This window comes from Citrobacter sp. wls615, from assembly GCF_005281355.1.
GTDB classification, from domain to species: Bacteria; Pseudomonadota; Gammaproteobacteria; order Enterobacterales; family Enterobacteriaceae; genus Citrobacter; species Citrobacter werkmanii.
In genome coordinates, this window is the sequence record NZ_SZXM01000006.1 from 115,306 (window position 1) to 138,494 (window position 23,189).

A 23,189-nucleotide genomic window follows, 5' to 3' on the forward strand; every position below is an offset into this window, starting at 1 on the left:
GTTTGGTCTGTTCATCAAGATACGCAAAGTTGTAGCCGGAGAGGTTAGCGGTCACGGGCGGCCTCCTGTTGCAGGCGTTTGAGCAGTTCCAGTTCGGCCTGGAAATCGACGTAATGGGGGAGCTTGAGGTGCGATACAAAACCCGCCGCCTCGACGTTATCCGCATGCGCCAGCACGAACTCTTCGTCCTGCGCCGGTCCCGTGACCGTTTCATTGTATTCGACTGCCTGTAAGGCGCGGTCCACCAGCGCCATCGCCATTGCTTTACGTTCGCTCATGCCGAACACCAGCCCGTAGCCGCGGGTAAAATGGGGAGATTCGTTCTCTGGTGCGACAAAGCCGTTGACCATTTCACACTCAGTCATCAGCAGTTCGCCGACGTTTACCGCAAATCCCAGCTCTTCCGGTACGGTTTCCAGTGCTACGTAACCGCTGCGGATCTCGGCGGCAAACGGGTGGTTGCGTCCGTAACCGCGTTGGGTGGAGTAGGCCAGTGCCAACAGATAGCCTTCGTCGCCGCGCATCAGCTGTTGCAGGCGTGAGGCACGCGAGCACGGATAAACCGGCGGTGTGCGAGTGATATCGTCGGGCGCGTCGCCGTTATCTTCTTCGCGTTTTGCCAGCCCCTGATTGGCCAGCAGGGAAAAGACGTGCGGGGAGGCATCCTGCGTGCTATCCGCGCAGCGCAGCGGCGGCGTTTCACCATTGGCCAGCAGGGTAAAATCCAGCAGGCGATGGGTGTAGTCGTAGGTAGGACCTAACAACTGCCCGCCGGGGATGTCCTTGTAGACCGCCGAGATTCGGCGCTCAAGGCGCATTTCTGCACTGTTAAGCGGCTCGCTGACCGCCACTTTTGCCAGCGTCGTGCGGTAGGCACGCAGCAAAAAGATGGCTTCGACGTTATCGCCGCTGGCCTGCTTTAGCGCCAGCGCCGCCAGTTCGCGGTCGGCGATGCCGCCTTCGGTCATCACCCGGTCGACAGCCAGGTTCATCTGCTGTTCGATTTGTGCGACGCTCAGTTCGGCAATGGTCTCCTCGCCCCGGCGTCGGTTTTCCTGCAGGGCGTGGGCGTTGGCTATCGCCTTTTCGCCCCCTTTTACGGCGACGTACATCAGCACACCTCCACATGAGTCGTTCGCGGAATAGCCAGCAGGCGTTCGCCGCAGGTGAGGATCAGATCGACTCCCAGCGGGAACGGATGCGGGCGTTCGGTGAGTTCGTGAATCAGGCATTCCGGCAGTTGGGGCGCGATCATGCGTTCTTCGGCAATACCGGCGCCGGTCAGACGCAGCATGCGTCCGCCGCTTAAGCCAGAGACCTGAACAATCAGCGTGGCGCTGGTCTCTGGCGCGACGGCGGAACCGGCGGAGAGGGCGTTTAGCTGTTCGCTGCTGATGCGTTCGTCGGCGACGGCAAATGCCGCCAGCTGCGGCTGATCCACCAGCGGCGCGTTGGTATGAAAACGCAGATTCTGCCGGGCAATATCGTTATCCATCGACGGCGCCAGCCAGACCGGCGTGTCGCCATCAACCAGAGTCAGCAGCACGCTGGTGGTTGCCAGACTCAGCGGCTGCCAGCCGTGTTTCAGTTGATGCAGGGCGACGATCACGCCCGGCTCGCTCATGGCCTTCAGCAGGCGACGAAAGCTCTGCTGCGCATCCTGAACGGGTAAATTAAAAGCGGTTTGTAAGGTCATGCGTTATCTCCGCGTACCAGCGTGAAGAAGTCGACCCGGCTGGCGTTGATTTCGGCACGGCGTGCGCTAATCAGCGCATCGCGTTCCGCTTCCAGCGGGGCAATCAAGGTTTCCATTAAGCTTTGGAAATGCGTTTGTTCCTGCAGCAGTGCGTCAATTACCGCGCACTGCTCGGCATGGTGTTTGTTACGTCCCAGCAGGTAGCTGTAACCCAGCGTGCCGCTCTTCAGGCGCACCACCGCGCGGGTGAGCGTGGTGTCGCCAGCAAAGAAGCGATTGCCGGTGCCGCCCATGCGGGCCTGGATTTGCAGCAGTCCGCATTCCGGTGCGCGGATAAGTTCATAGTCCGGCGTCAGTTTGAGCGCGTTGATGCGGGCACTCAGGGCATCGGCATTGCTATAAGCCAGCGCGCGCATCCAGCGCTGGCGGGTGGCGGTATCGAAATGCATTCAGTGCTCCATAGTGAATTCGATCATGTCGGCGCGGGTCAGGCTGACGGAGTATTCCGTCGCCTGCTTTTCGCCTTCACGGTGGTTCAGGGTGCGCACGCACAGCAGCGGCGCCATATTGGGGATTTCCAACACCTTGCTCTCTTTGGCCTGGGCCCGGCGGGCGCTGATGCGCGTTTGCGTGCGCAGGAGTGTCAGACCGGACTCTTCTCGTAAGTAGTCATGCAGCGAACCGCTGTTAAAGCCCTGCATAAGCGGCCACAGCGTGAGGTCGGAAAAATAGTGGTCGATTTGGCACAGGGCGATGCCGTTAACCCGGCGCAGAGTGCGCAGGTGAATCACGTTGTCGCCTTCGTTAATGCTGAGCGCGTCGGCAATATGGCTGGAGGCCGGGCGCAGTACCGCCAGCAGTTTTTCGCTGGTGGGGTGGCTGCCCTGATCCAGCAGGTTCTGACTGAAACGCGCCTGGGCATTGAGCGGGTAATCAAACGGGCGCATCAGCACCAGCACGCCAACGCCCTGGCGACGTTGAACCCAACCGCGCTCAACCAACTGGTCAATAGCGCGGCGCAGGGTATGGCGATTCACCTCGTAGCGCGCGGCAAGCTGCTGCTCGGCGGGCAGATAGTCCCCGCAGCGATAATGTTGACGAAGCTCCTGCTCAAGTCTCGCGGCAATTTCCTGATAACGCGTTGGATAACTGGTCGGATGTGTAGACAAGTGCATAGCAATCAATGCCTCGCTAATCAGATAAAGTGCTTACGCAAACGCTGGGAAAGGAAATCCAGTAGACTGACGGTGACGATGATTAACACCATCAGGGCGCAGGTTTGCTGGAACTGGAAGCCGCGAATTGCCTCCCATAAGGTCACGCCGATACCGCCCGCGCCCACCATGCCGACCACCGTGGCCGAGCGAACGTTGGACTCAAAACGGTACAGCGAGTAGGAGATCAGCAGCGGCATCACCTGCGGCAAAACGCCGTAGAGGATCTCTTCAATTTTGTTAGCCCCGGTGGCGCGAATGCCTTCTACCGGACCTGGCTCAATGGCTTCTACCGCTTCGGAAAGCAGTTTGGAGAGCACCCCGGTAGTGTGGATAAACAGCGCCATCACCCCGGCGAATGGACCTAAGCCGACGGCGACCACGAACAGCATCGCGAAGACCATTTCATTGATGGCGCGGCAGGCGTCCATCGCTCTGCGCATCGGCTGGTAAATCCACCACGGCACGAGGTTATCGGCGCACATCAGGCCGAAGGGGATCGACAGTACAACGGCGAGGGCGGTCCCCCAGACGGCGATTTGCAGGGTGACGGCCATTTCACCGAGATAGTCCTGCCACTGGCTGAAGTCCGGCGGGAAGAAGTCGGCGGCGAAGGTCGCCATATTGCCAGAATCCTGGATCAGCGTGAGCGGCGCCATTTCGGCACCTTTCCACGAGACCACCAGCACGGCGAGAAGAATGGCCCAGCTCAGCAGCGAGAACCAGCTACGTTTGGGCGGGGCGACGGTGATGGTTTGCATGTTTAGCTCCGTTGGTACGTGTGTTTGCGTTGTAGGCCGGATGGCGCAGTGCTTATCCGGCCTACAATCCGGTCTACAAATCACTGCACCGCTTTGGTGACGCTGGTCATGGCGCCCAGCGCGGCGGTCAGACGGTCCAGATCGTCGAGCTGCGCTTTCAGCACCGAGGTTTTGCTGGCTTTCTCTTCCTCGTTCAGCCCTTTGTTGTCCTTCACGCCCTGCATCTCTTTAAACAGCGCCAGTTGACGAATCGGCACCAGTTGCAGGTCGCTGGAGGCACGGAACGGCGCCCAGCCCAGACGCTCCAGTACGGTTTTCTGCTCCGGCGTTTTGCCGTAATTCATAAAGAAGTCGTACACCTTGTCCTTGGTGGTTTCGGAGAGGTTTTTACGCCAGACGATCGGATCGCCCGGGATCAGCGGTGACTTCCAGATCACCTTCAGCTCTTTCAGTTTTTCCGGTGCGGAAGTTTTCAGTTTGTCGAGGTTTTCGGTGTTGTTGGTGGCGACATCGACCTGCTTGTTGGCGACGGCCAGCGCGTTGGTTTCGTGTCCGGCGTTAACGGTGCGTTTGAAGTCGCTGGCGGAGATGTTGTTTTTGGCGAAGACGTAGTAGCCGGGGACGAGGAAGCCTGACGTGGAGTTGGGATCGCCGTTGCCGAAGGTCAGATCCTTACGTTTGGCGATCAGATCGTTCAGGTTGTTGATCGGACTATCTTTGTTAACGATCAACACGCTCCAGTAACCCGGGGATCCGTCGGCGGCGACGGTCTGGGCAAACACTTGTCCGTTAGCGCGATCCACCGCTTCCATTGCCGAGAGGTTGCCGTACCAGGCGATATCGACTTTGTTAAAGCGCATTCCCTGGATGATCCCGGCGTAGTCCGGGGCGAAGAAGGCGTTCACTTTCACGCCCAGTGATTTTTCCATGTCCTTCAGGAACGGTTCCCACTGCGGCTTCAGGTTTTGCTGTGATTCGGTCGAAATAATGCCGAAGTTCAGCGCTTTTTCCTGCTCTTCGGCATGGGCCGGGCTGAGCAGGGTGCTGAGACTAAACATGCTGGTAAAGGCCAGCGCGGCAACTGTCTTATAGCTCATTTCCATTCCTCATTGTGGGGATGTCAGGCAGCTTGCGCGTTCTGTTCGACGCGGTTCATGCTGCGATAGAGATGGTCAAATCGATCGTTATCAAAATGCTGGCTGCTGCCATCAAAGAAGACGTTGCCCTGGCGCAGCGCGACAATGCGTTCGCAATAGCGCAGGGCGTAATCCACCTGGTGCAGCGTGACGACCACGGTGATGCCGTCGGTCTGGTTAATGTCGCGCAGGGTATCCATTACGATGCGTGCGGATTCCGGGTCCAGCGAAGCAATTGGCTCATCGGCCAGGATCACTTTGGCCTGCTGCATCAGCGCCCGGGCGATAGCGACGCGTTGCTGTTGCCCGCCCGAAAGCGTGGAAACGCGCTGATACGCAAAGTGCGCCATGCCAACGCGGGTCAGCGCCTGGAGCGCGCGTTGTTTCTGCTCCTGACTGAACCAGCTAAAACAGGTGCGCCAGAATGGCGTGCTGCCGAGAGCGCCAATCAGCACGTTCTCCAGCACCGTCAGACGGTTCACCAGATTGAACTGCTGGAAGATGTAGCCGGTGTGGGCGCGGCTTTGGCGGATATCGCGCGCCAGCCGACCTTCGTGTTGAACGGTGCGACCCAGCAGCTCGACGTGGCTACCGGGCGATTTATCACCTGTGATCAAACCGCTTAAATGACGTAAAAGGGTGGATTTGCCGGAGCCAGACGGCCCAAGCAGAGCCACCATCTCACCGGAACAGATGCTCAGATCAACCGCATTGAGCGCCTGATGCTGGTTGAAAGATTTGGAGAGTTTCTCGACGCGGATAATCGTTTGCATGATGCGGCCTCCCTAAAAAAGTGGCCCCATCGTGGCGGATCAATGTGACGCTTTCGTTAAGGGATGGTTACTTGACGATGAAGAGTTGAGCGATTTTTAATGACAGTACGGGAGGGCAAGCCTCCCGTTGGATTACTCGGTAGGTTGCTGCTGTTTGACGACGTTGATCATCCACGGCACGCCATACTGGTCGCTCACTTTACCAAAACCGTGGGCCCAGAAGGTTTCCTGCCAGTCCATTTCGATTTTTCCGTTTGCCGCGAGGTTATCAAACCAGCGCTTACCTTCGTCGACATTTTGCGTGTCGAGCACCAGTGTAAAGCCAGAGTAGTGGGCATTTCCATCGGGGGCGCTATCGCTCATCATGATGTCGCTGCCCGCAACGCGTAGGTTGGCGTGGGCGATGGCGGTATCGGGGAATTTCATTCCTGAAGGGCAACCTTCTTCACTGTCCTGCGCCGATTTGGGCATTTCACCGAAGTTGATTTTGTAGAGAAGCTCGGCGCCTAATGTTTTTTGATAGTAGGCGATGGCGTCTGCGCAGTTGCCTGCAAAGGAGATATAGGGACTTAACGGCATGATCTTTACCTCAGGTAAAAGAAACCAGTTAAGTGTAGTTAGCGTCTGCAAAAATAAACCAGGCGGGAAGTATGAGCTTCCCGCCTGGCAAATGAATTGACGTAGACCTGATTAGCGCAGCGCCATCAGGCAATTTGCATCAGTTCTTTTTCACAAACTCTGATTTCAGTTTCATTGGGCCAAAGCCATCGATTTTGCAATCGATGTTGTGGTCGCCTTCCACCAGACGAATGTTTTTTACTTTGGTACCGATCTTCAGCATTGAAGAGCTACCTTTTACCTTCAGGTCTTTCACTACGGTAACGCTGTCGCCGTCGGCCAGCAGGTTGCCGTTAGCATCTTTAACGATGAGCTCGTCGCTGTCCTGAGCCGGTTCAGCATCGTTCCATTCGTGAGCGCATTCCGGGCAGATGAACATGCCGTTATCTTCGTAAGTGTATTCGGAGTTGCATTGTGGGCAGTGTGGTAATGACATGTCGATTTCCTCAAAAGTCAGCAGGGGCAAATGCGCCCAAAAAATGGCAGATTGCCGAAAAAGGCCGCAATTATACATAAAATCCCTGCTTTTGTCGGGACTACTGCGCGATAAAGCAAAATGATCTGCTGTAAAGACCCTTTGCTTTCACATCAATGAAGTGTGGCGCAATATTTTTTAAGGGAAATTGCTACCCAAAGTTATTTAAGATAAGGTGAGGCGAAACAACTGATATTCATAGGTAACATCACTTACGGGCGTCTACGTCCTGATGATTGAATATCTCCTGCCCCCTTAATTTTAGTAGGGGAATTCAGCAGGTATTTTTTAAAACTGAACTACGCTGTTTATCTTTCTTACTTATTACATAAGTGAGAGGCATCAGGCCAGCGGTTATATGCCTAATTTATTTTAATAATATCAATTGGTTGTTTCGATTTTAATTATTTCCACACGTAATTATAAAAGCCGAAAATCTATAAATAAAACGATCAGGCTAAATAAAAGTTATGCTATTTGCGTTAAGGAAAGATTTTCCATGCACACACAGACAATATATGAATTAAGTCAGGAAGCTGAACGCTTGCTGATGCTCTCTCTTGAACATCTCCGGCAATTACAAAAATTGCCCATCACGTCGTTGGATGATGTCGCGCTGCAACATGGGGAGCATAGCAGACAGGTTGTTCAGCCCCTGCATTTCAGCGTGCGTGGCATGGATGTCCAGCAAGCAACGCTCAATAATGAACTGCGCAAGATTACGCGTCTGGAAATGGTGCTGGCCATCGTTGGCACCATGAAAGCGGGAAAATCGACGACGATTAATGCGATTGTCGGCACAGAAGTTTTACCTAATCGCAATCGCCCGATGACGGCGTTACCGACGCTTATTCGCCATACGCCGGGGCAGAAAGAGCCGGTGCTGCATTTTTCGCATGTCGCGCCGATCGACGCCTTAATGAAAGTTTTACAGCAGCGTATGCGGGCATGCGATCGCCAGCGTCTTACGCAGACGCTGGAAATTGATAAGGATATGAACGTCCTGCTGCAGCATATTGAAAACGGCGTGGCATTTGAACGGTATTATCTTGGCGCCCAGCCTATTTTCCATTGTCTTAAAAGCCTGAATGACCTGGTGCGTTTGTCAAAAGCGCTGGAGGCTGATTTTCCTTTTGCCGCCTATGCCGCGATTGAGCATATTCCGGTTATCGAGGTCGAATTTGTCCATTTGGCCGGACAGGCAAGCTATCCGGGGCAATTAACGCTGCTGGATACCCCGGGGCCGAACGAGGCCGGACAACCGCACTTACAAAAAATGCTGAATGAACAGCTGGCGCGGGCTTCTGCGGTCCTGGCGGTGATGGATTACACCCAACTGAAGTCGATTTCCGATGAAGAAGTCCGGCGGTCGATTATGGCGGTTGGGAAATCAGTGCCGCTGTACGCGCTGGTCAACAAATTCGATCAGAAAGACCGCAACAGTGATGATGAAGAGCAGGTGCGGGCCTTGATATCTGGCACGCTGATGCAAGGCGGAATCACCCCTGAGCGGATCTATCCGGTTTCTTCGATGTGGGGCTATCTGGCGAACAGAGCGCGTCATGAGCTAACCACCCGTGGGCGGTTGCCGGATCATCAGGTGCAACGCTGGGTACAGGATTTTGCCGAAGCGGCGCTTGGCAGACGCTGGCGTACCACCGATCTTGAGGATACGGAGCATATCCGTCATGCCGCCGATTTACTGTGGGAAGATTCGCTGTTTGAGCAGCCGATCCAGAAAGTGATTCATGCCGCTCACGCCAATGCCTCGCTATATGCGCTACGTTCCGCGTCGCATAAGTTATTAAACTATGCGCAAAGCGCGCACGAATATCTGGAGTTTCGCGCCCATGGATTAACGGTGGCCTATGAAAAACTGCGGCTGAACATTACGCATATTGAAGAGGATATGCAGCAGTTACAGGTGAGCCAGGGGCGAGTGAGCGATGAAGTTAACCATGAGGTAGAACTGGCGTTGGCGTCTGCCGCGGCCTATCTCAATGAGCAACAGACTGAGATTCTGTGTGGCATCAATACGTTTTTTGTCAAAGAAAACGTCCTGATGATGTCACCGCACGGTCAGGGATCAGGCGCTATAACGGCTGAAATGGCGGGTGAAATGCTGGTGCTGCATGATGAAGGGCAGGCAAAAATTGTCTTAGATAAAATGCGCTCGTCCTGTGAAGGGGTATTGCTGGCAGCGCAGGAGAGTATTAGCCGGGATTTAGCGCTACGTTTTGAGCAGCTTGAGTCGACCCTGTCCCGGGCTCTCAATGACGCTATGCACCCCATTGAATTGCGGGTGAAAGAGGAGCTGAATCACGCCGGATTTCGTGCGCGGATCCGTTTTCCTGCGTTTCATGCGGCGATGTTTAACTTCAATACCCGCCAGTTGTTCAATGAGGCCATTGAGCAGGATATTCCGGCGGAAAATGCGTCGACTACTGGCGGTGTGGTGCGTGACACTTTCTCCCGTTGGCTGAACCAACCCAACTGGGGGTGGAATGATTACGTCGAAACAAAAACGCGTTATCTCATTGATATGGGCGCGCTGCACAAGAGTCTTGTGCATTACGTTACCCAGTTTTGCCAACAAATTCGTAAAGCTTTAGTTGCTCAGGTCGATATTTCCGTTACGGCAGGCATGGCCACGTTTTTTGCTGATTTTTCACTGTGTCTGGCGCAATTACAGGCGAGCCTGCGTGAGAGCCTGACTCTGCGCCAGCAAAATGAGTCTGCGGTGAATGCGTTGAATGAACAATTGCAGCATCGTATTACGATGGCGGCATGGCTTTATGAAGATTCCCGCTTGCTGCGCGACGATATCAACACCCTTTTTGCAACTGAGCACACATGACTAACGTGTTACTGGAAGGCCCCGGGCGGACGCTGGAGTGTGTCTACCCGAAGTTTATGGTCGATCTGGTTCAAGGAGATGAAACCAAACGTTCCGGCGGTTTTCTGCAACAGCAGCAGCGGCTGCGTGCACGCCTGACGCAGGAGGTGCTATCCCAGACGCAACTGCGTGCGTGGGTGATGGCGGGCGTGTCCAGCGAGCACCTGGTGATGCGTCTGAAGCTGGTGGAGAAGCTGGCGGGCATGATCGATCCAGGCCATCTGGCGCTGGTGCGCATCGCTGAAGGGCTAATGTTTTTGCAACAGACCGAACATCCGCGGGGGCTGTCCACCCCCGGTCTCATACAGCAGATAAATTCGCTTATGGACGGGTTCACTCAACGCGGCGCGTATAAGGAGAAGGCGTTGACGCAACGCGGCCTGACGGTTCAGGCGGGTGAACACAGCGAGCAAATTTTTACCCGTTGGCGAGCTGGGGCGTATGACGGCTGGTCGTTACCCGGGCGCTGTTTTGTCGCGCTGGAAGAACTGCGCTGGGGCGCTTTCGGTGACGCCTGCCGGTTAGCGAATGCCGATGTGGTCTCAATGCTTAAAGACAATCTGCGCATCATGGCTGCTCAGACGCTGGCAGACAGCGTGAATGCGGCGCCCGCTACGCGTCATTATTATCATCATTGGCTCAGCGCGCCGACGGTCGGCGGCTCGGGCGAGCACAACGATATGTTGAGTTGGTTAGGCGACTGGTGTGATGCGCAGCGCCATCCGGTGAGCTGGTCTGTGACGCAGCGTTGGCAAAATGTGGCGTTGGGAATGCCTCGATTGTGTTCGGCAAAACGTCTGGTTGATGCGATGGTTGAGGAGATTTTTGCACCGCCCCCACTCATCAATTGAGCAGGGACGGTCAGTGAGGCTAAGGCAGAGTTAGTGGTGCAGAGTATCTGCCGGGGTTGCCACCGTCTCGTTGGCGACCAGGTTTTTATTAAAGCGTTTGGCATACAGCGCGGTGATAATCGGCACCAAAATGGCGGTGACAATCACGCTGGCAGCAACCAGCGCCGTGGCGGAGGCGGCAACCGGTTCAAATGCCGGGTTAATCTGGGCGATAATCACCGGGTTTGCCACCGCAGCGCCTGCCGCAGAAGAGGCTGCCACACCTGCCGTACCGTTCCCGCCACCGATAACGCGGTCAGCAATAATCAGCGGGATACCGGTGATAACGATTACCGCGACGCCCAGCAGAATACCCAACAGACCGGTATCAACGATGACGCTCAGGTTAATGGTATTGCCCAGCGCAAAGCCGAAGAACGGGATTAGTACCGGCGTGGCTTTGCTGAAGAAAGAACGTAGATCGTGATCCAGGTTACCCAGCGTAAAGCCAATCAGGAACGGTAATACCGCGCCGATAAAATGGTGTGGCTCGAAGGAGGCCAGGCCCGCTGAACCAAGGATCACCATCGTCATCAACGGACCGGATTCCAGAGACATTAATACAAATGCGCCGGACTCTTCTTTCGTTCCGTACTGGTTCATCAGGCTGGCGTACAGACCACCGTTGGTCATATCCATCGCGGAAACAATTGCCAGTACCGAAAGTCCCGCAAAGAACCCGGTTTGAATACCGGTATCAGGAATAAATGACGCGGCTATCATTGCCACTACCCACGCCACGGCTATTTTGGTGATGACCAACGTACCGGACTTACGTAATACTGTACCGGTTGCCCGTAAATCAATAGATGCGCCAATACAAAAAAACCACACCGCCAGAATAGGCACCGTTCCGCTGATCATGCCTTTGGTAAACGATCCGAAATACGCGCCAGTATCGGGCGCCAAGGTATTTAACACTGCGCCTAATAACAGGGGAATCAACATCATTCCGCCGGGGATGCGTTCAATCGTGGCTTTAATTTTCATAAACGTCCTCATATCTTGTCGCAGGCACTATATGCGCAAGGAGTTAAAAATTAATAAATTCAAATGGTTACTAAAATTTCTTAACAAAGGTAATCGCTATCTCTTTGTTTTATAGAATCTAACGCGGCATACGTTGAGCGTGTTACTGCTCCCAGGGATATTGCGTCTGGAATTAGTTTGCATTCATGGGAACATTGATTCAATCAAAATAAAACGATGTTTTAGTTATCTTCATCACATATTCCGCGCAAAAATTCTCAAGCGCTCTGATTATTAAAAAAGCTGTGATCTTTTTGTGAAGTGATTAGGTGGTTTTTTTGCTAGCAGAATAATAGTGACTGCTGTGATTGTTTGTTTAATAAAGCGATTTATTCTTGTATTTAATTGTCAGTAAATCGCAAGCATGACATGTAAAAAAGCTGACTCAGAATGACCTTATTTACGCAGGTTGACGAAATGAAATACCATGTGTGAAGTTGATCACAAATTTAAACACTGTTAGGGTAAAGAGGTCATTAACCGCCCAATCAGGCGTCAACAGGTTCGGTTGTACTGCTCGTTTCCAGCCAGTGTAAGTAAACCTGCTACGCTTGTTACAGGGATTGCGTCTGTGCATTCCCCGCTCGGCGATGACCTTAGCGCATGTTGCGCTAGGAGCGTCGAACTGTGCGCGACAGGGCTAAGTCTAAGAGGACTGGTATGCTAAAAAGGAAAAAAATAAAACCCATTACGCTGCGCGACGTCACCATCATTGATGACGGAAAGTTGCGAAAAGCCATTACCGCGGCGTCGTTAGGTAATGCGATGGAGTGGTTTGATTTTGGTGTTTATGGGTTTGTTGCTTACGCATTAGGTAAAGTGTTCTTCCCGGGGGCTGACCCCAGCGTGCAGATGGTTGCCGCGCTCGCCACCTTCTCTGTTCCCTTTCTGATTCGACCGCTTGGCGGATTGTTCTTCGGTATGCTCGGCGATAAATACGGTCGTCAGAAGATCCTCGCTATCACCATTGTGATTATGTCGATCAGTACCTTCTGTATCGGTCTTATTCCCTCGTATGCCTCGATTGGTATCTGGGCGCCGATTCTGCTGCTTGTATGTAAGATGGCACAGGGATTCTCGGTCGGCGGAGAGTACACCGGGGCGTCGATTTTTGTCGCGGAATATTCGCCTGACCGTAAGCGTGGATTTATGGGGAGCTGGCTGGACTTCGGTTCGATCGCCGGGTTTGTGTTGGGCGCGGGCGTGGTGGTTCTGATTTCAACCATTGTCGGCGAGGAAAATTTCCTTGAGTGGGGCTGGCGTATTCCGTTCTTCCTGGCGCTGCCGTTAGGGCTGATTGGTCTGTACCTGCGTCATGCGCTGGAAGAGACGCCGGCGTTCCAGCAGCACGTTGATAAACTGGAACAGGGCGACCGTGAGGGTCTGCAGGAAGGTCCGAAGGTTTCGTTTAAAGAGATTGCGACCAAACACTGGCGCAGCCTGTTGGCGTGTATCGGTCTGGTGATTGCCACCAACGTTACCTATTACATGCTGCTCACCTATATGCCGAGCTACCTGTCGCATAACCTGCATTACTCTGAAGATCACGGCGTGCTGATTATTATCGCCATTATGATTGGTATGTTGTTTGTGCAGCCGGTGATGGGTCTGCTCAGCGACCGCTTCGGTCGTCGCCCGTTTGTGATTATGGGCAGTATTGCGCTGTTTGTGCTGGCCATTCCGGCATTTATCCTGATTAACAGTAATGTCATCGGCCTGATTTTTGCCGGGCTGCTGATGCTGGCGGTGATCCTCAACTGCTTTACCGGGGTGATGGCTTCAACGTTACCGGCGATGTTCCCGACGCATATTCGTTATAGCGCGTTGGCGGCGGCGTTTAATATCTCGGTCCTGGTTGCGGGTCTGACGCCAACCCTGGCTGCCTGGCTGGTGGAAAGTTCGCAGAATCTGATGATGCCTGCTTATTACCTGATGGTGATTGCGGTGGTTGGTTTAATTACCGGTATCACCATGAAAGAGACCGCGAATAAGCCACTGAAAGGGGCGACGCCTGCCGCTTCGGATATTCAGGAAGCGAAAGAGATCCTCGGTGAGCACTACGATAACATCGAGCATAAAATCGAAGATATTGATCAGGAAATTGCGGAATTGCAGCTTAAGCGTTCGCGCCTGGTGCAGCAGCATCCGCGTATTGATGAGTAATCAGCTCTCAGGCCTACAGGTAGCGTTGTACTCAGTAGGCCGGATAAGGCGTCAACTGCCGTCCGGCGCATTATGGTGATCTATCACAGCGACTTAAGGTTGGCTTAATATCTTTCAGGCAAACTCTCCTTCATAGTTTCGGAGGAGAGTGTCATGAAAACCCGCATTTATGAAAGTTTGACTGCCCTGTGTAGCGTACTGATCGTCAGCAGCTTTTTGTACGTATGGGTGAGTTCTTACTGAGCTTTCGCTAATTCCACCCAGGCGCGAGTGCCGCTCGTTCCCTGACGATTCTGCAAATAGAAATGCCCGTGATGTAGCTGGGTGATCCGACTGACAATGCTCAGCCCCAGCCCAATGCCGCCAAAACGGCTGTCCATCCGCACAAACGCTTTGCTTAACTCCCCGCATTTACTTTCATCAATGCCTGGACCTTCATCTTCGACGGCCATGACGGCGTCATGCTCGGTATTCAGGCCGATCGTAATAGTAGTGCCTTCCGGGCTGTAACGGTGCGCGTTCTCTACCAGATTGCGCAGCAGCATGCGTAACAGCGTTGCATCACCACGTACGACAACGTCCGCCGCGCTTTGCGGGAGGAGCAGCGTCTGCTGGCGCTGGTCCAGCATGGTGCTGAGTTCGTCATAGGAGGGCAGAATCACGTCCTCCAGCAGTTTGACACGTTGGTAGCTTCCGGCCGAAAACGACTGCCCGACGCGGGCGAGTTGCAACAGTTGCGACACGCTGTCCATCATTTGGTCAAGGCGGGCAAGTAACGGCGAAACGTCGACTTTATGGGTTTTGGATAATAATTCCAGATGCAGGCGAACGCCTGACAGCGGTGTGCGCAGTTCGTGGGCGACATCGGCGGTAAATAAGCGTTCGTTTTCGATAGTGGTGGTCAGCCGCGTCACCAGCTCGTTGAGCGCTGAGACGACCGCCTGTATCTCAACGGTTGAACTGTGAATTTCAATGGGGGCCAGGTTATCGGCTGCCCGCGCTTCTAACTCTTTTTGCAGATCGGCAAGGGGACGGGTAATACGTCGCACCGCCTGGTAGCAAATCAGCAGCGTCAGGCTGACCATAAAGATGCCGGGGACAATCAGGCTGGCGATAGCCTCGCGGATCTCATGCATGATGTGGCGATCGTTGTTACGGTTATCGCGCAGCGCCTGTTCGAATAACTGTATTTGCTCGGTACTTTCGTGCCACAACCAGAAGGTGCTAATGAGCTGAAAGACCAGCAGAATTAGACCGATCGTCAGTATTAACCGTTGGCGAAGAGGGAGAGGTCGTTTTAGATATTGCAGCAGCTTCACTTAGCTTTCCTCAGTGGCGACCAGCATATAGCCAAATCCCCTGACCGTGCGGATACGTGATTTCCCCACTTTATCGCGCAGATTATGGATGTGGACTTCCAGCGTATTGGTCGACGGTTCGTTATCCCAACTGTAGATGTCGTTATACAGAATTTCCCGGTGAACCGGACTGCCTGCCTTGAGCATCAGACGCGACAGGAGCGCGTATTCTTTCGGCGTTAAGATAATCTCTTGCCCGTCCATCCACACCTGGCGACGACCGATATTCAGCGTCAGGTTACTGACAATTAATTCGCTTTCACCCTGATTGTTATGACGACGCAGCAGCGCCCGGATGCGGGCGTGCAGTTCTTCCAGCGCGAACGGTTTGACCAGATAGTCATCGGCGCCCACGTCCAGCCCGCTGACCCGGTCTTTTACCGTATCGCGGGCGGTGAGGATAAGCACCGGTACGGTGTATTTTTTCTGCCTGATCCGGTTCAGGAAGTGCAGACCGTCTTCATCCGGTAAACCCAGATCCAGAACCACCAGACTGTAATGTCCGGTCTCCAGACATTGCTCCGCTGCCCGGGCCGTTGATACACCGTCGCAGGCATAGCCTTCCGTTTGCGCGGCGAGTATCAGTCCCTGTAATAACAACGTATCGTCTTCAACAATCAGAATTTTCATTCGCTTAGCCTCCCCGGCAGGGTTGCAGAATATCATCTGCCGCCTGATATTTCTGTGTTTGCACGCCCGTTAATCCCAGCAGGGTCGAGAACAGATTATCCTGTGAGAAGTCCTCTGAGCTTGCTCGTTTTTGCAAACATGTCTGAGAGACCTGATAGCGTTGCTGATAATCTTCTGAGAGCCACAGCAGCATCGGCACATGTTTTTGTGTATCTGGTGCAATCGAATACGGCAGGCCGTGCAAATAGACGCCATTTTCCCCTAAGGATTCGCCGTGATCGGAAAGATAGACCAGGCTGGTGGTAAAATTATCCTGATGCTCTTTCAGTATATTGATTGCTTTATCAACAATATAGTCAACATATAGAATCGTGTTGTCGTACGTATTGACCAGCTGTTGCTGGGAACAGGTCTGGATCTCGTTGGTGTCGCAGGTTGGCGTAAATTTCTTGAACTGCGCAGGATAGCGGTTGTAATAGGTCGGACCGTGGCTGCCGATGGTGTGCAGCACAATCACGCCGTCGCCTTGCAGATTATTAATGTACTCTTCCAGCCCGTGGAACAGGACGTCATCATAGCATTCACCATCAATACACTGTCCTGGCAGGTTCAGCTTAGTCATATTCTGGTGCGGCACCCGATCGCAGGCTCCTTTACATCCACCGTCGTTATCATTCCACAGCACGCTAATTCCCGCCCGCTGAATGATGTCGAGTACGCCTTCCTGATGCTGAGCCAGTTCTTCATCGTAATGCGCGCGCGGCATATCGGAGAACATGCAGGGCACAGATACCGCTGTGGCCGTACCGCAGGACGTCGTGCGCGGGAAATAGACCACATTATCTTTTTCCAGTAGCGGGTTGGTCTGGCGCGCATAGCCGGACAGGGAGAAGTTGTCGCCGCGGGAGGTCTCGCCGAGAACCACAATTGTCAGGTTTTTACGCTTTTCTTTGACCATCAACGGATTGCGATGCGCATCTTCGCCAATGCGTACCAATGGCAGGTGGGCCAGCCTCTGGTGCGAATACCATGATGACGTCGCCACAATGCTGTTGGATGGGCTGAGGGATTTCACCAGTTCTTTGTTGTTGCGAAACAGTGAGGCGTAATCTTTATAGAAGAACGCGGCGACCAGTACGATCAGCAGCGCGGAAATCAGAATGTTCGCGCCACGGAACAACACGCTACGCAGCGCTGGAGTAATAGGCTTGATTCTTACCCAGCAGGCAATGAGCGCGGCCAGAATACCGCTCACCCCGAGCGTAATTACCATTCGTGGCGTCATCAGGGCGAAGGTTTCGGCGGGTGTGGTGTCCATCATATTGGCGATCATCGAGCGGTCGATGATGATGCCGTAGGTCATGATGAAATATTGAGCCGATGCGCCAACCAGAATAAAAACGCACGCCACCAGGCGGTTAAGCCACAGGAATGAGGCCAGCGTCAGCACGATGTTCATGACGCTGAAAGCGACGACTGGCATCGATAAAAACACCAACACGTTGCGCACAGAATCCAGGGGCAGGTCTTGCAGCACTTGTTTATAGAACGCAATGTTCAGAAAAGTCGCAAGATAAAATGAGAGCAGCAGAAGCCAGCTGATTAACCCGAGAGTGGGTCTTTTAAACAGGTGCTTTAACATTAAGGGGGATTCCATCGACTAAGTGGGGCAGATCCTCTCAAAGTAAAATTAAGCCAACCTTAAGTTCTTAAGATTGGCTTTTTGCAGGATGGGGCTATTCACCAGTGCCGCTTGCGTTAACTATTTTTTACCGGGGCATCTAATGGGTAGGGGTTTTTATGGATCCGGTTGTAGTTAAGCGCGTACAGCGCGGTAATAATCATCAGCGTGACGAACGACCACATCACCTCTTTGGCGCCAGAACCGATAACTGCCCAGATGCAGTAGACAAAGGCGATAAAGGTTACCGCCAGATACAGCGGGCGCGCTTTGCCGAAGTGACCATGACCGAGCAGCAACAACGCGGCACAGGTGTACAGATATGGCACCAGCGTGAAGATGACCGAAACCGAAGAGACCAGACCAAACTCTTTTGCGGCGTTCGGCGACATGCTGCTGAACTGGAAAATGGTCATCAGGATGCCGACGATAATTAACCCGGCCACCGGGGTACCGGCTTTGTTAACGCGGGCAAAAATCGGCGGGAACAGACCGTCATCGGCCGCCGCTTTGGCGGTTTGTCCGGCCAGCAGCGTCCATCCGCCCAGTGAACCAAGACACCCGGCAGCAGCGCAGAAGGAGACGATAGCGCCTGCGGTGTCGCCCAGCGCCATTCTTGCGGCATCACCGAACGGCGAGGCCGAAACACGTAGCGCAGCGTTAGGGATCATCCCCATAATCGCCGTTGTGGAGAGCACGTAGCAAACGGCGGCAATCAGCACCCCGCCAATGGTGGCGATAGGCACATTACGTTTAGGATTTTTAACCACGCCTGCCGCGACGGAGGCACTTTCCACCCCGATAAATGACCATAAGGTCACGTTCAGGGTGCTTTGAATTGCGCCGAAGGTATTCATACCGCTGACGTTCCAGGCCGCCATATAGGTTTCACCGCGGAACCAGAACCAGCCGAAGACGGCAATCCCAACAATCGGCACCAGCGCCAGCACCGTTGCGACGGCCTGTACACGGGTGATCATTTTCGGGCCGACAATGTTCAGCAATACGAAGATCCACAGCACCACGACACAGGTCAGCGTCAGGACCAGCGGATCTTTTAAGATGGGGAAGAAGTAGCTCAGGTAACCGACGCCAATGACCACCATGGCGATGTTACCAATCCAGCAGGCCAGCCAGTACAGGACGTTAGTCTGGTAGCCTAAAAATGGACCGAAGCAGCGGCGGGCATAAGCATAAGAACCACCGGGACTGGAGTCTAAGGACGACATTTTTGCGTACACCATCGACAGTGCCAGAGCACCGATAATCGTGACCAACCATCCGTAGATTGCAATCCCGCCAGTTGACGCAAGGTTTGCGGGCAGCAGGAATACACCGGAACCCATAATATTCCCCGACACCATAAGGGTGACGGGGATTAAGCCCACTTTGTGAGCATCAGCATCCGTCGACATATTTTTTAACTCCTGATAAGGATAAATGACGGACTTATCATACCTCTTCAAAAGACTATTTTATGATGACGGAGCTGGGGTATCGCTAATGCTGATATTATTATGGCTTATCGCTAACTGATTAAAACTCAGGCAGCGGATGGCTCCCGATATTGACTAACATAATGCAGTGGCGTCATCCCATAAAACTCTTTGAATACGGAAATAAAGTATGAGGTACTGTTATATCCGCACAGTTGAGAGACCTGGGAAATGTTTTTCTCGTCCATCAGGAGTTGATTGACGGCATAACGCATGCGACATGTGGTAATTATTTGGCTATAACTTGTATTTTCACTTTTGAGTTTTTTCTTTAACAAACTGGGACTCAGGCATAAGCAACTGGCGACCATGCTTAAATTCCAGTCTTTGTGTATGTCGCTCTCAATAATGTGATAAACGCTGTCGCTGATACGACTACGCAGCATATGCATGAGCAAAGAGATAAATTTTTTGCTGTCAAGAAAGCGGGATAGCACCGTGAATAGTAGTGAGCGTGTGCGCTCTCTTTCGCCTTCATCCCCTGTTTCCATTACGCTATGTTGGGCGGCCACCCGGAAGACATCCGGCGTCAGACAGGTAGCGGTGATCACTGGGTTAGCACTCCGCTGCCAGAATGGGATCTGTGAAAGGTCCTTATTTAAAAAACGCAGATAGTCTTTAATGATATCGCGGCTGATATGTACGACCTGTGCGTTATTAAGTGATGAGAAATCGATAATATTGTTATCACATGCCACTAATGCCATATGATTAGCTTTTAAACTGATGGCTTCTTTACCGTTAATCCTTAACCAAACATCCTTCTCTGTTAATACCACAACACACGCTTCTTTGCTGCAAAGTCTCATACCCAAACTCCAGGAATATGACATAAACTACCGTAACTCACCATGGGCAAGAAATAACCGGCAAATGAAATTGTGTGATGAATCAAGACAAGCGATAAAATAGCGATATTTAGATTAATTACAATATCTGTAGGGATTATTGCCGTGTACATAAATTTTTACGCAAGTGGCAACGTACAATTTTCGTATAAAAAAAGCGCGGGGTGGTCCCGCGCAAAAAGGTATGACAATGTTATTGTTTTGCAGCAATACTCAGGAATTACTCAAGCATGACATGTCATCCTTCAAATCGGACTATCTAAAAAAGACATTATGCTTTCACGCACATGACGTGATACACACCGTCAATAATTTCCGTTCCTTCGGTTTCATGTTCAAATCCAGGGAAGTGGTGGTCCCAGGACTGCAACGAACGTAGATAACTAATCTGCGGGCTGTTAGCATCGCCAAAGTTTTCCCCGGACAACAGCATCGGAATTCCTGGTGGGTAAGGAATCACGGAGTTCGCTGCTATACGGCCCTGCAGATTTTCAATGGCCACCATCTCAACGTTATTGCTGACTATCGCGTTATAGGCTTCACGCGGTGTTATTTCAGCAACAGGCAGGCCGGAGTAGGCTGCATTGAGACGGCTGCCAGGGTTGTTCTCTTTCAGCCAGGCAAACATGGTGTCGCCAAGATCGTGAATGCCCATGTTTGCGTAAGTGTCTGGATGTTCCTCCACCAGTTCAGGCATTACCTGTGCAAGCGGAGTATTCGCATCGTAGTGATGTTTGAAAGAGCACAACGTGTTGATCAGTGTGCCCCATTTCCCACGGGTAATCCCCATTGAGAACAGGAACATAATCTGGAAGTCGGTGGTACGAGTCGGCACGATACCGTGACGGCCAAGCCAGGCGGTGACCAGTGCAGCTGGAACACCGGTCTCTTCCAATTCGCCATCGTCGCCCATACCCGGCGCCAGAATACTGACTTTAATCGGGTCCAGCATGCTCCAGTTATCCGGCAGGTCTTTAAACCCGTGCCAGGATTCGCCCGGACGCATTACCCAGCAATTCTGGTCAGTGGTCAGGAGTTGGGTTGGCGCATCGGCAAAGTCATAGGTTTTGCCGGTCTGCGGATCGGTTACCACCTCTTTGTTCCATGGTTTGAAGAACCAGTCGCCTTCGGCGGTGAATTCTTTGTACAACCGTGCCATGGCCTGGCGGAAATCGACCGCTTCGTCGATCACTTCCTGGGTGAGCGACAGGCCGCTGTTACCGTCCATCATGGAAACCGCCACATCGTTTGAGGCGCAGATGGCATACAGCGGAGAGGTGGTAGCGTGCATCATGTACGCCTGGTTAAAGCGGGAGAAGTTCACGGCCCCACGACCTTCACGGACGTGGATATAAGATGCCTGAGAGAGCGCATTCAGCAGTTTGTGAGTCGAGTGGGTGGCAAAAACGGTAGGGCCGTTATGATCGCCCGGCGCGCCACGCATGGCGTAGTGGTCGGCATAAATTGGGTTAAAGCGGGCATAGCCGTACCAGGCCTCATCGAAGTGGATACGATCGCTGGTTTGCGCGAGCAGGTCCTGCGCCTCTTTTGCGTTGTAGCAAACGCCGTCATAGGTACAGTTAGTCACGACGCTGTATGACGGTTTTTGTCCGGCTTTGCCTTTTGTCAGTGGGCTTTCACTGATTTTTTTCTGCAATGTTTCAGGCTGCATTTCCTGCGGATAGATAGGCCCGATAATGCCGTAGCGGTTGCGGCTAGGCACCATGTATACCGGTTTTGCCCCAGTAAGGATCAGCCCCTGTTCAATTGATTTATGGCAGTTGCGATCCAGCACCACGACGTCGTTGTCGGTCATACAGGCTTGCATGATGGTGCGGTTAGAGCCGGAAGTCCCGACCACCACGGACCAGGAGCGGTCAGCCCCAAACACCCGGGCGGCATATTTTTCGCTCTCGCCAAATGCGCCAGTATGATCCAGCAGTGAACCCAGGGAGGTGCGTTCGATACCCATGTCGGTACGGAATAAGTTTTCACCGTAGTAGTCATGATAGAAACGACCGGCTGGGGTTTTGGTAAATCCGACGCCGCCCTGGTGGCCAGGCGCTGCCCAGGAATATTCATGGATGTCGCCGTATTTCATCAGCGCGCTGAACAGCGGCGGCAGAAGCTGCTGGCGGTAACGGGTCATTGCCGCCACGGCGCGCCCGGCGATAAAGTCTGCGGTATCTTCCAGAATCCAGGCGAATTCATCGACAAGCTCCAGCAGGTCGCGATCCAACGATGCAGTGGCTTTTTCGCGATCGCCCAACAGGAAAACGGGAACGTTTTGCTGGCGCTCGTGGAGCTTGCCGATCAATTGCCTGACATTCAGGTGCTCATCTTGTTGTTCCATTTGATAGCTGAACATCAGGCAATCAATGGCTTCATTTGCGGCGAGGATGGCGTAACCATCGTCGAATGAGGTGGACTTAATGACGGTAACATTCTGGCGGCTTAATGCGTCAGCCAGGCGTTCGACAGCGCTACCGACCCAGGTGTCCTGATGCAGAAACTCACTTTCAACAATTAATACTTTCATCATCTTTTACCCGGTTGTGGAAAGGTTGCAATTTATGGATTGCAGACACACTGTATGAATGTGACGCAGGCAAGTATTATCCTGAGAAAATGGGCTGTAAAGCGGGTGAAAAACAGTCTGTTTTGTATTTTATATGTTTTTAAACAATGAGTTATGCTGTGTTGAAGGCGGATTTTAACCGCCGTTTATCGACAGGGGGACTATTTTTTTGGCTGATACTGATATTGCTGAATGGCAAGCATACAGGCCGGATGCGCATCAGCGACATCCGGTAATGATTTCATTCAGTTGGCGGTGACTAACCCATAATGGCGCAGTTGCTTGCAATGCGTCCTCGCCAATAAAATCACGGTGGTTAAGGCCCCAAGCAGGGCGCAAAACATATCGGATTGGGTATCCCATGGGTCGCCCTGCGTGCCGAGAAAATCATCAGCTCCTTGACCCATTGCCAGCGCCGCCCACCATTCGATCAGCTCATAGGTCGCGCTAATCGCCAACGCCACGCAGCAGACTAAAAATGCCAGCATTTTTCGGCCGCGGACAATATTACCGCGCACTAAAATCTCTCTTGCCGTCAGCGCTGGCACCAGCCCCTGAAAGAAGTGACCCAGCTTGTCATAGGGATTACGACTGAGATCCAGCCATTCCTGAACCTGAAAACCGACGGGGACTTTGGCATAGGTATACATACCGCCGACCATCAGAATGATGGCGTGAAAGAAAATTAGCGTGTAGAGCAGCGGCGTCAACGGGTAGCGCTTTACGGTAGTCAGCAATAACGGTATGACGATAATGACCGGCGTGACTTCCATCAGCCAGGTGATTTTCTCAGTGGCACAGATGCCGGTGTAGATAAGGATCAGCGCCAGAATCAGCGCGCCAGTGTGCAAAATTATGGGGTTCAGGGTGCGGAGCATGGTGAATTCACACGTAATGGAAAAGATCACTATTCCCTGTGAGCCGCAAAAATTCAACGCCTGTAAATG

Annotated in this window: 21 protein-coding genes; 4 read left to right on the forward strand and 17 right to left on the reverse strand. The window is 53.0% G+C overall.

What is annotated here, in order from left to right:
• Nucleotides 1-44 precede the first annotated feature (44 nt).
• From FDX04_RS02925 to FDX04_RS02965, 9 genes are all read right to left on the reverse strand, one after another.
• Entirely contained in the window at nt 45-1,112 is a 1,068-nt protein-coding gene (locus tag FDX04_RS02925; protein ID WP_137361141.1) for a carbon-phosphorus lyase complex subunit PhnI, read from the reverse strand.
• Nucleotides 1,112-1,696: a phosphonate C-P lyase system protein PhnH gene (gene phnH / locus FDX04_RS02930; protein WP_137361142.1), complete on the reverse strand. Its 585-nt coding sequence runs from the start codon at nt 1,694-1,696 to the stop codon at nt 1,112-1,114. The genes FDX04_RS02925 and phnH overlap by 1 nt, the downstream gene beginning before the upstream one ends.
• Complete coding sequence (gene phnG, locus FDX04_RS02935) at nt 1,693-2,145, reverse strand: phosphonate C-P lyase system protein PhnG (protein ID WP_042312918.1); 453 nt, start codon at nt 2,143-2,145, stop codon at nt 1,693-1,695. The genes phnH and phnG overlap by 4 nt, the downstream gene beginning before the upstream one ends.
• Nucleotides 2,146-2,871: a phosphonate metabolism transcriptional regulator PhnF gene (gene phnF, locus FDX04_RS02940; protein ID WP_137370424.1), complete on the reverse strand. Its 726-nt coding sequence runs from the start codon at nt 2,869-2,871 to the stop codon at nt 2,146-2,148. It abuts the gene before it with no gap.
• A 20-nt stretch (nt 2,872-2,891) separates the two neighbouring features.
• Nucleotides 2,892-3,671 (reverse strand): phosphonate ABC transporter, permease protein PhnE, encoded by a 780-nt coding sequence (gene phnE / locus FDX04_RS02945; protein ID WP_038636402.1) that lies wholly within the window; start codon nt 3,669-3,671, stop codon nt 2,892-2,894.
• Between the two features lie 80 nt (nt 3,672-3,751).
• Entirely contained in the window at nt 3,752-4,768 is a 1,017-nt protein-coding gene (gene phnD, locus FDX04_RS02950) for a phosphonate ABC transporter substrate-binding protein (RefSeq protein WP_137348831.1), read from the reverse strand.
• A gap of 23 nt (nt 4,769-4,791) precedes the next feature.
• Nucleotides 4,792-5,580, reverse strand: a complete 789-nt coding sequence (gene phnC / locus FDX04_RS02955; RefSeq protein ID WP_038636408.1) for a phosphonate ABC transporter ATP-binding protein — start codon at nt 5,578-5,580, stop codon at nt 4,792-4,794.
• A gap of 132 nt (nt 5,581-5,712) precedes the next feature.
• Nucleotides 5,713-6,159: a VOC family metalloprotein YjdN gene (yjdN, locus tag FDX04_RS02960; protein WP_038636411.1), complete on the reverse strand. Its 447-nt coding sequence runs from the start codon at nt 6,157-6,159 to the stop codon at nt 5,713-5,715.
• Nucleotides 6,160-6,298: 139 nt separating this feature from the next.
• Nucleotides 6,299-6,634: a zinc ribbon domain-containing protein YjdM gene (locus FDX04_RS02965; protein ID WP_003031835.1), complete on the reverse strand. Its 336-nt coding sequence runs from the start codon at nt 6,632-6,634 to the stop codon at nt 6,299-6,301.
• A gap of 538 nt (nt 6,635-7,172) precedes the next feature.
• Here FDX04_RS02965 and crfC point away from each other — a divergent pair.
• Nucleotides 7,173-9,530, forward strand: coding sequence for a clamp-binding protein CrfC (crfC, locus tag FDX04_RS02970; protein WP_061382673.1), 2,358 nt, complete (start codon nt 7,173-7,175; stop codon nt 9,528-9,530).
• Nucleotides 9,527-10,420, forward strand: a complete 894-nt coding sequence (locus FDX04_RS02975; protein ID WP_061382672.1) for a diguanylate cyclase regulator RdcB family protein — start codon at nt 9,527-9,529, stop codon at nt 10,418-10,420. The genes crfC and FDX04_RS02975 overlap by 4 nt, the downstream gene beginning before the upstream one ends.
• A 30-nt stretch (nt 10,421-10,450) precedes the next feature.
• Here the strand turns inward: FDX04_RS02975 and kdgT are convergent, their stop codons facing one another.
• On the reverse strand, nt 10,451-11,449 hold the full coding sequence (gene kdgT / locus FDX04_RS02980) for a 2-keto-3-deoxygluconate transporter (protein ID WP_079225645.1): 999 nt from the start codon (nt 11,447-11,449) through the stop codon (nt 10,451-10,453).
• A gap of 699 nt (nt 11,450-12,148) precedes the next feature.
• Between kdgT and proP the strand changes: the two genes are divergently transcribed.
• Nucleotides 12,149-13,651, forward strand: a complete 1,503-nt coding sequence (gene proP, locus FDX04_RS02985; RefSeq protein WP_042312901.1) for a glycine betaine/L-proline transporter ProP — start codon at nt 12,149-12,151, stop codon at nt 13,649-13,651.
• Between the two features lie 153 nt (nt 13,652-13,804).
• Complete coding sequence (pmrR, locus tag FDX04_RS02990; protein WP_038636421.1) at nt 13,805-13,894, forward strand: LpxT activity modulator PmrR; 90 nt, start codon at nt 13,805-13,807, stop codon at nt 13,892-13,894.
• On the opposite strand, the gene pmrB is transcribed toward pmrR, so the two are convergent.
• The 7 genes from pmrB to FDX04_RS03025 form a co-directional block, all read right to left on the reverse strand.
• Entirely contained in the window at nt 13,888-14,970 is a 1,083-nt protein-coding gene (gene pmrB / locus FDX04_RS02995; RefSeq protein WP_137361364.1) for a two-component system sensor histidine kinase PmrB, read from the reverse strand. The genes pmrR and pmrB overlap by 7 nt on opposite strands.
• Nucleotides 14,971-15,639, reverse strand: coding sequence for a two-component system response regulator PmrA (gene pmrA / locus FDX04_RS03000; RefSeq protein ID WP_038636427.1), 669 nt, complete (start codon nt 15,637-15,639; stop codon nt 14,971-14,973).
• Between the two features lie 4 nt (nt 15,640-15,643).
• On the reverse strand, nt 15,644-17,281 hold the full coding sequence (gene eptA, locus FDX04_RS03005; RefSeq protein ID WP_137361363.1) for a phosphoethanolamine transferase EptA: 1,638 nt from the start codon (nt 17,279-17,281) through the stop codon (nt 15,644-15,646).
• A gap of 116 nt (nt 17,282-17,397) precedes the next feature.
• On the reverse strand, nt 17,398-18,735 hold the full coding sequence (adiC, locus tag FDX04_RS03010) for an arginine/agmatine antiporter (protein ID WP_038636433.1): 1,338 nt from the start codon (nt 18,733-18,735) through the stop codon (nt 17,398-17,400).
• Nucleotides 18,736-18,863: 128 nt separating this feature from the next.
• A complete protein-coding gene (locus FDX04_RS03015; RefSeq protein ID WP_042312895.1) occupies nt 18,864-19,625 on the reverse strand; it encodes an AraC family transcriptional regulator in 762 nt (253 codons plus the stop codon).
• A 310-nt stretch (nt 19,626-19,935) separates the two neighbouring features.
• A complete protein-coding gene (gene adiA / locus FDX04_RS03020) occupies nt 19,936-22,203 on the reverse strand; it encodes an arginine decarboxylase (RefSeq protein WP_137370425.1) in 2,268 nt (755 codons plus the stop codon).
• Nucleotides 22,204-22,487: 284 nt separating this feature from the next.
• On the reverse strand, nt 22,488-23,120 hold the full coding sequence (locus FDX04_RS03025; RefSeq protein ID WP_137361362.1) for a DUF2238 domain-containing protein: 633 nt from the start codon (nt 23,118-23,120) through the stop codon (nt 22,488-22,490).
• Between the last annotated feature and the right edge of the window lie 69 nt (nt 23,121-23,189).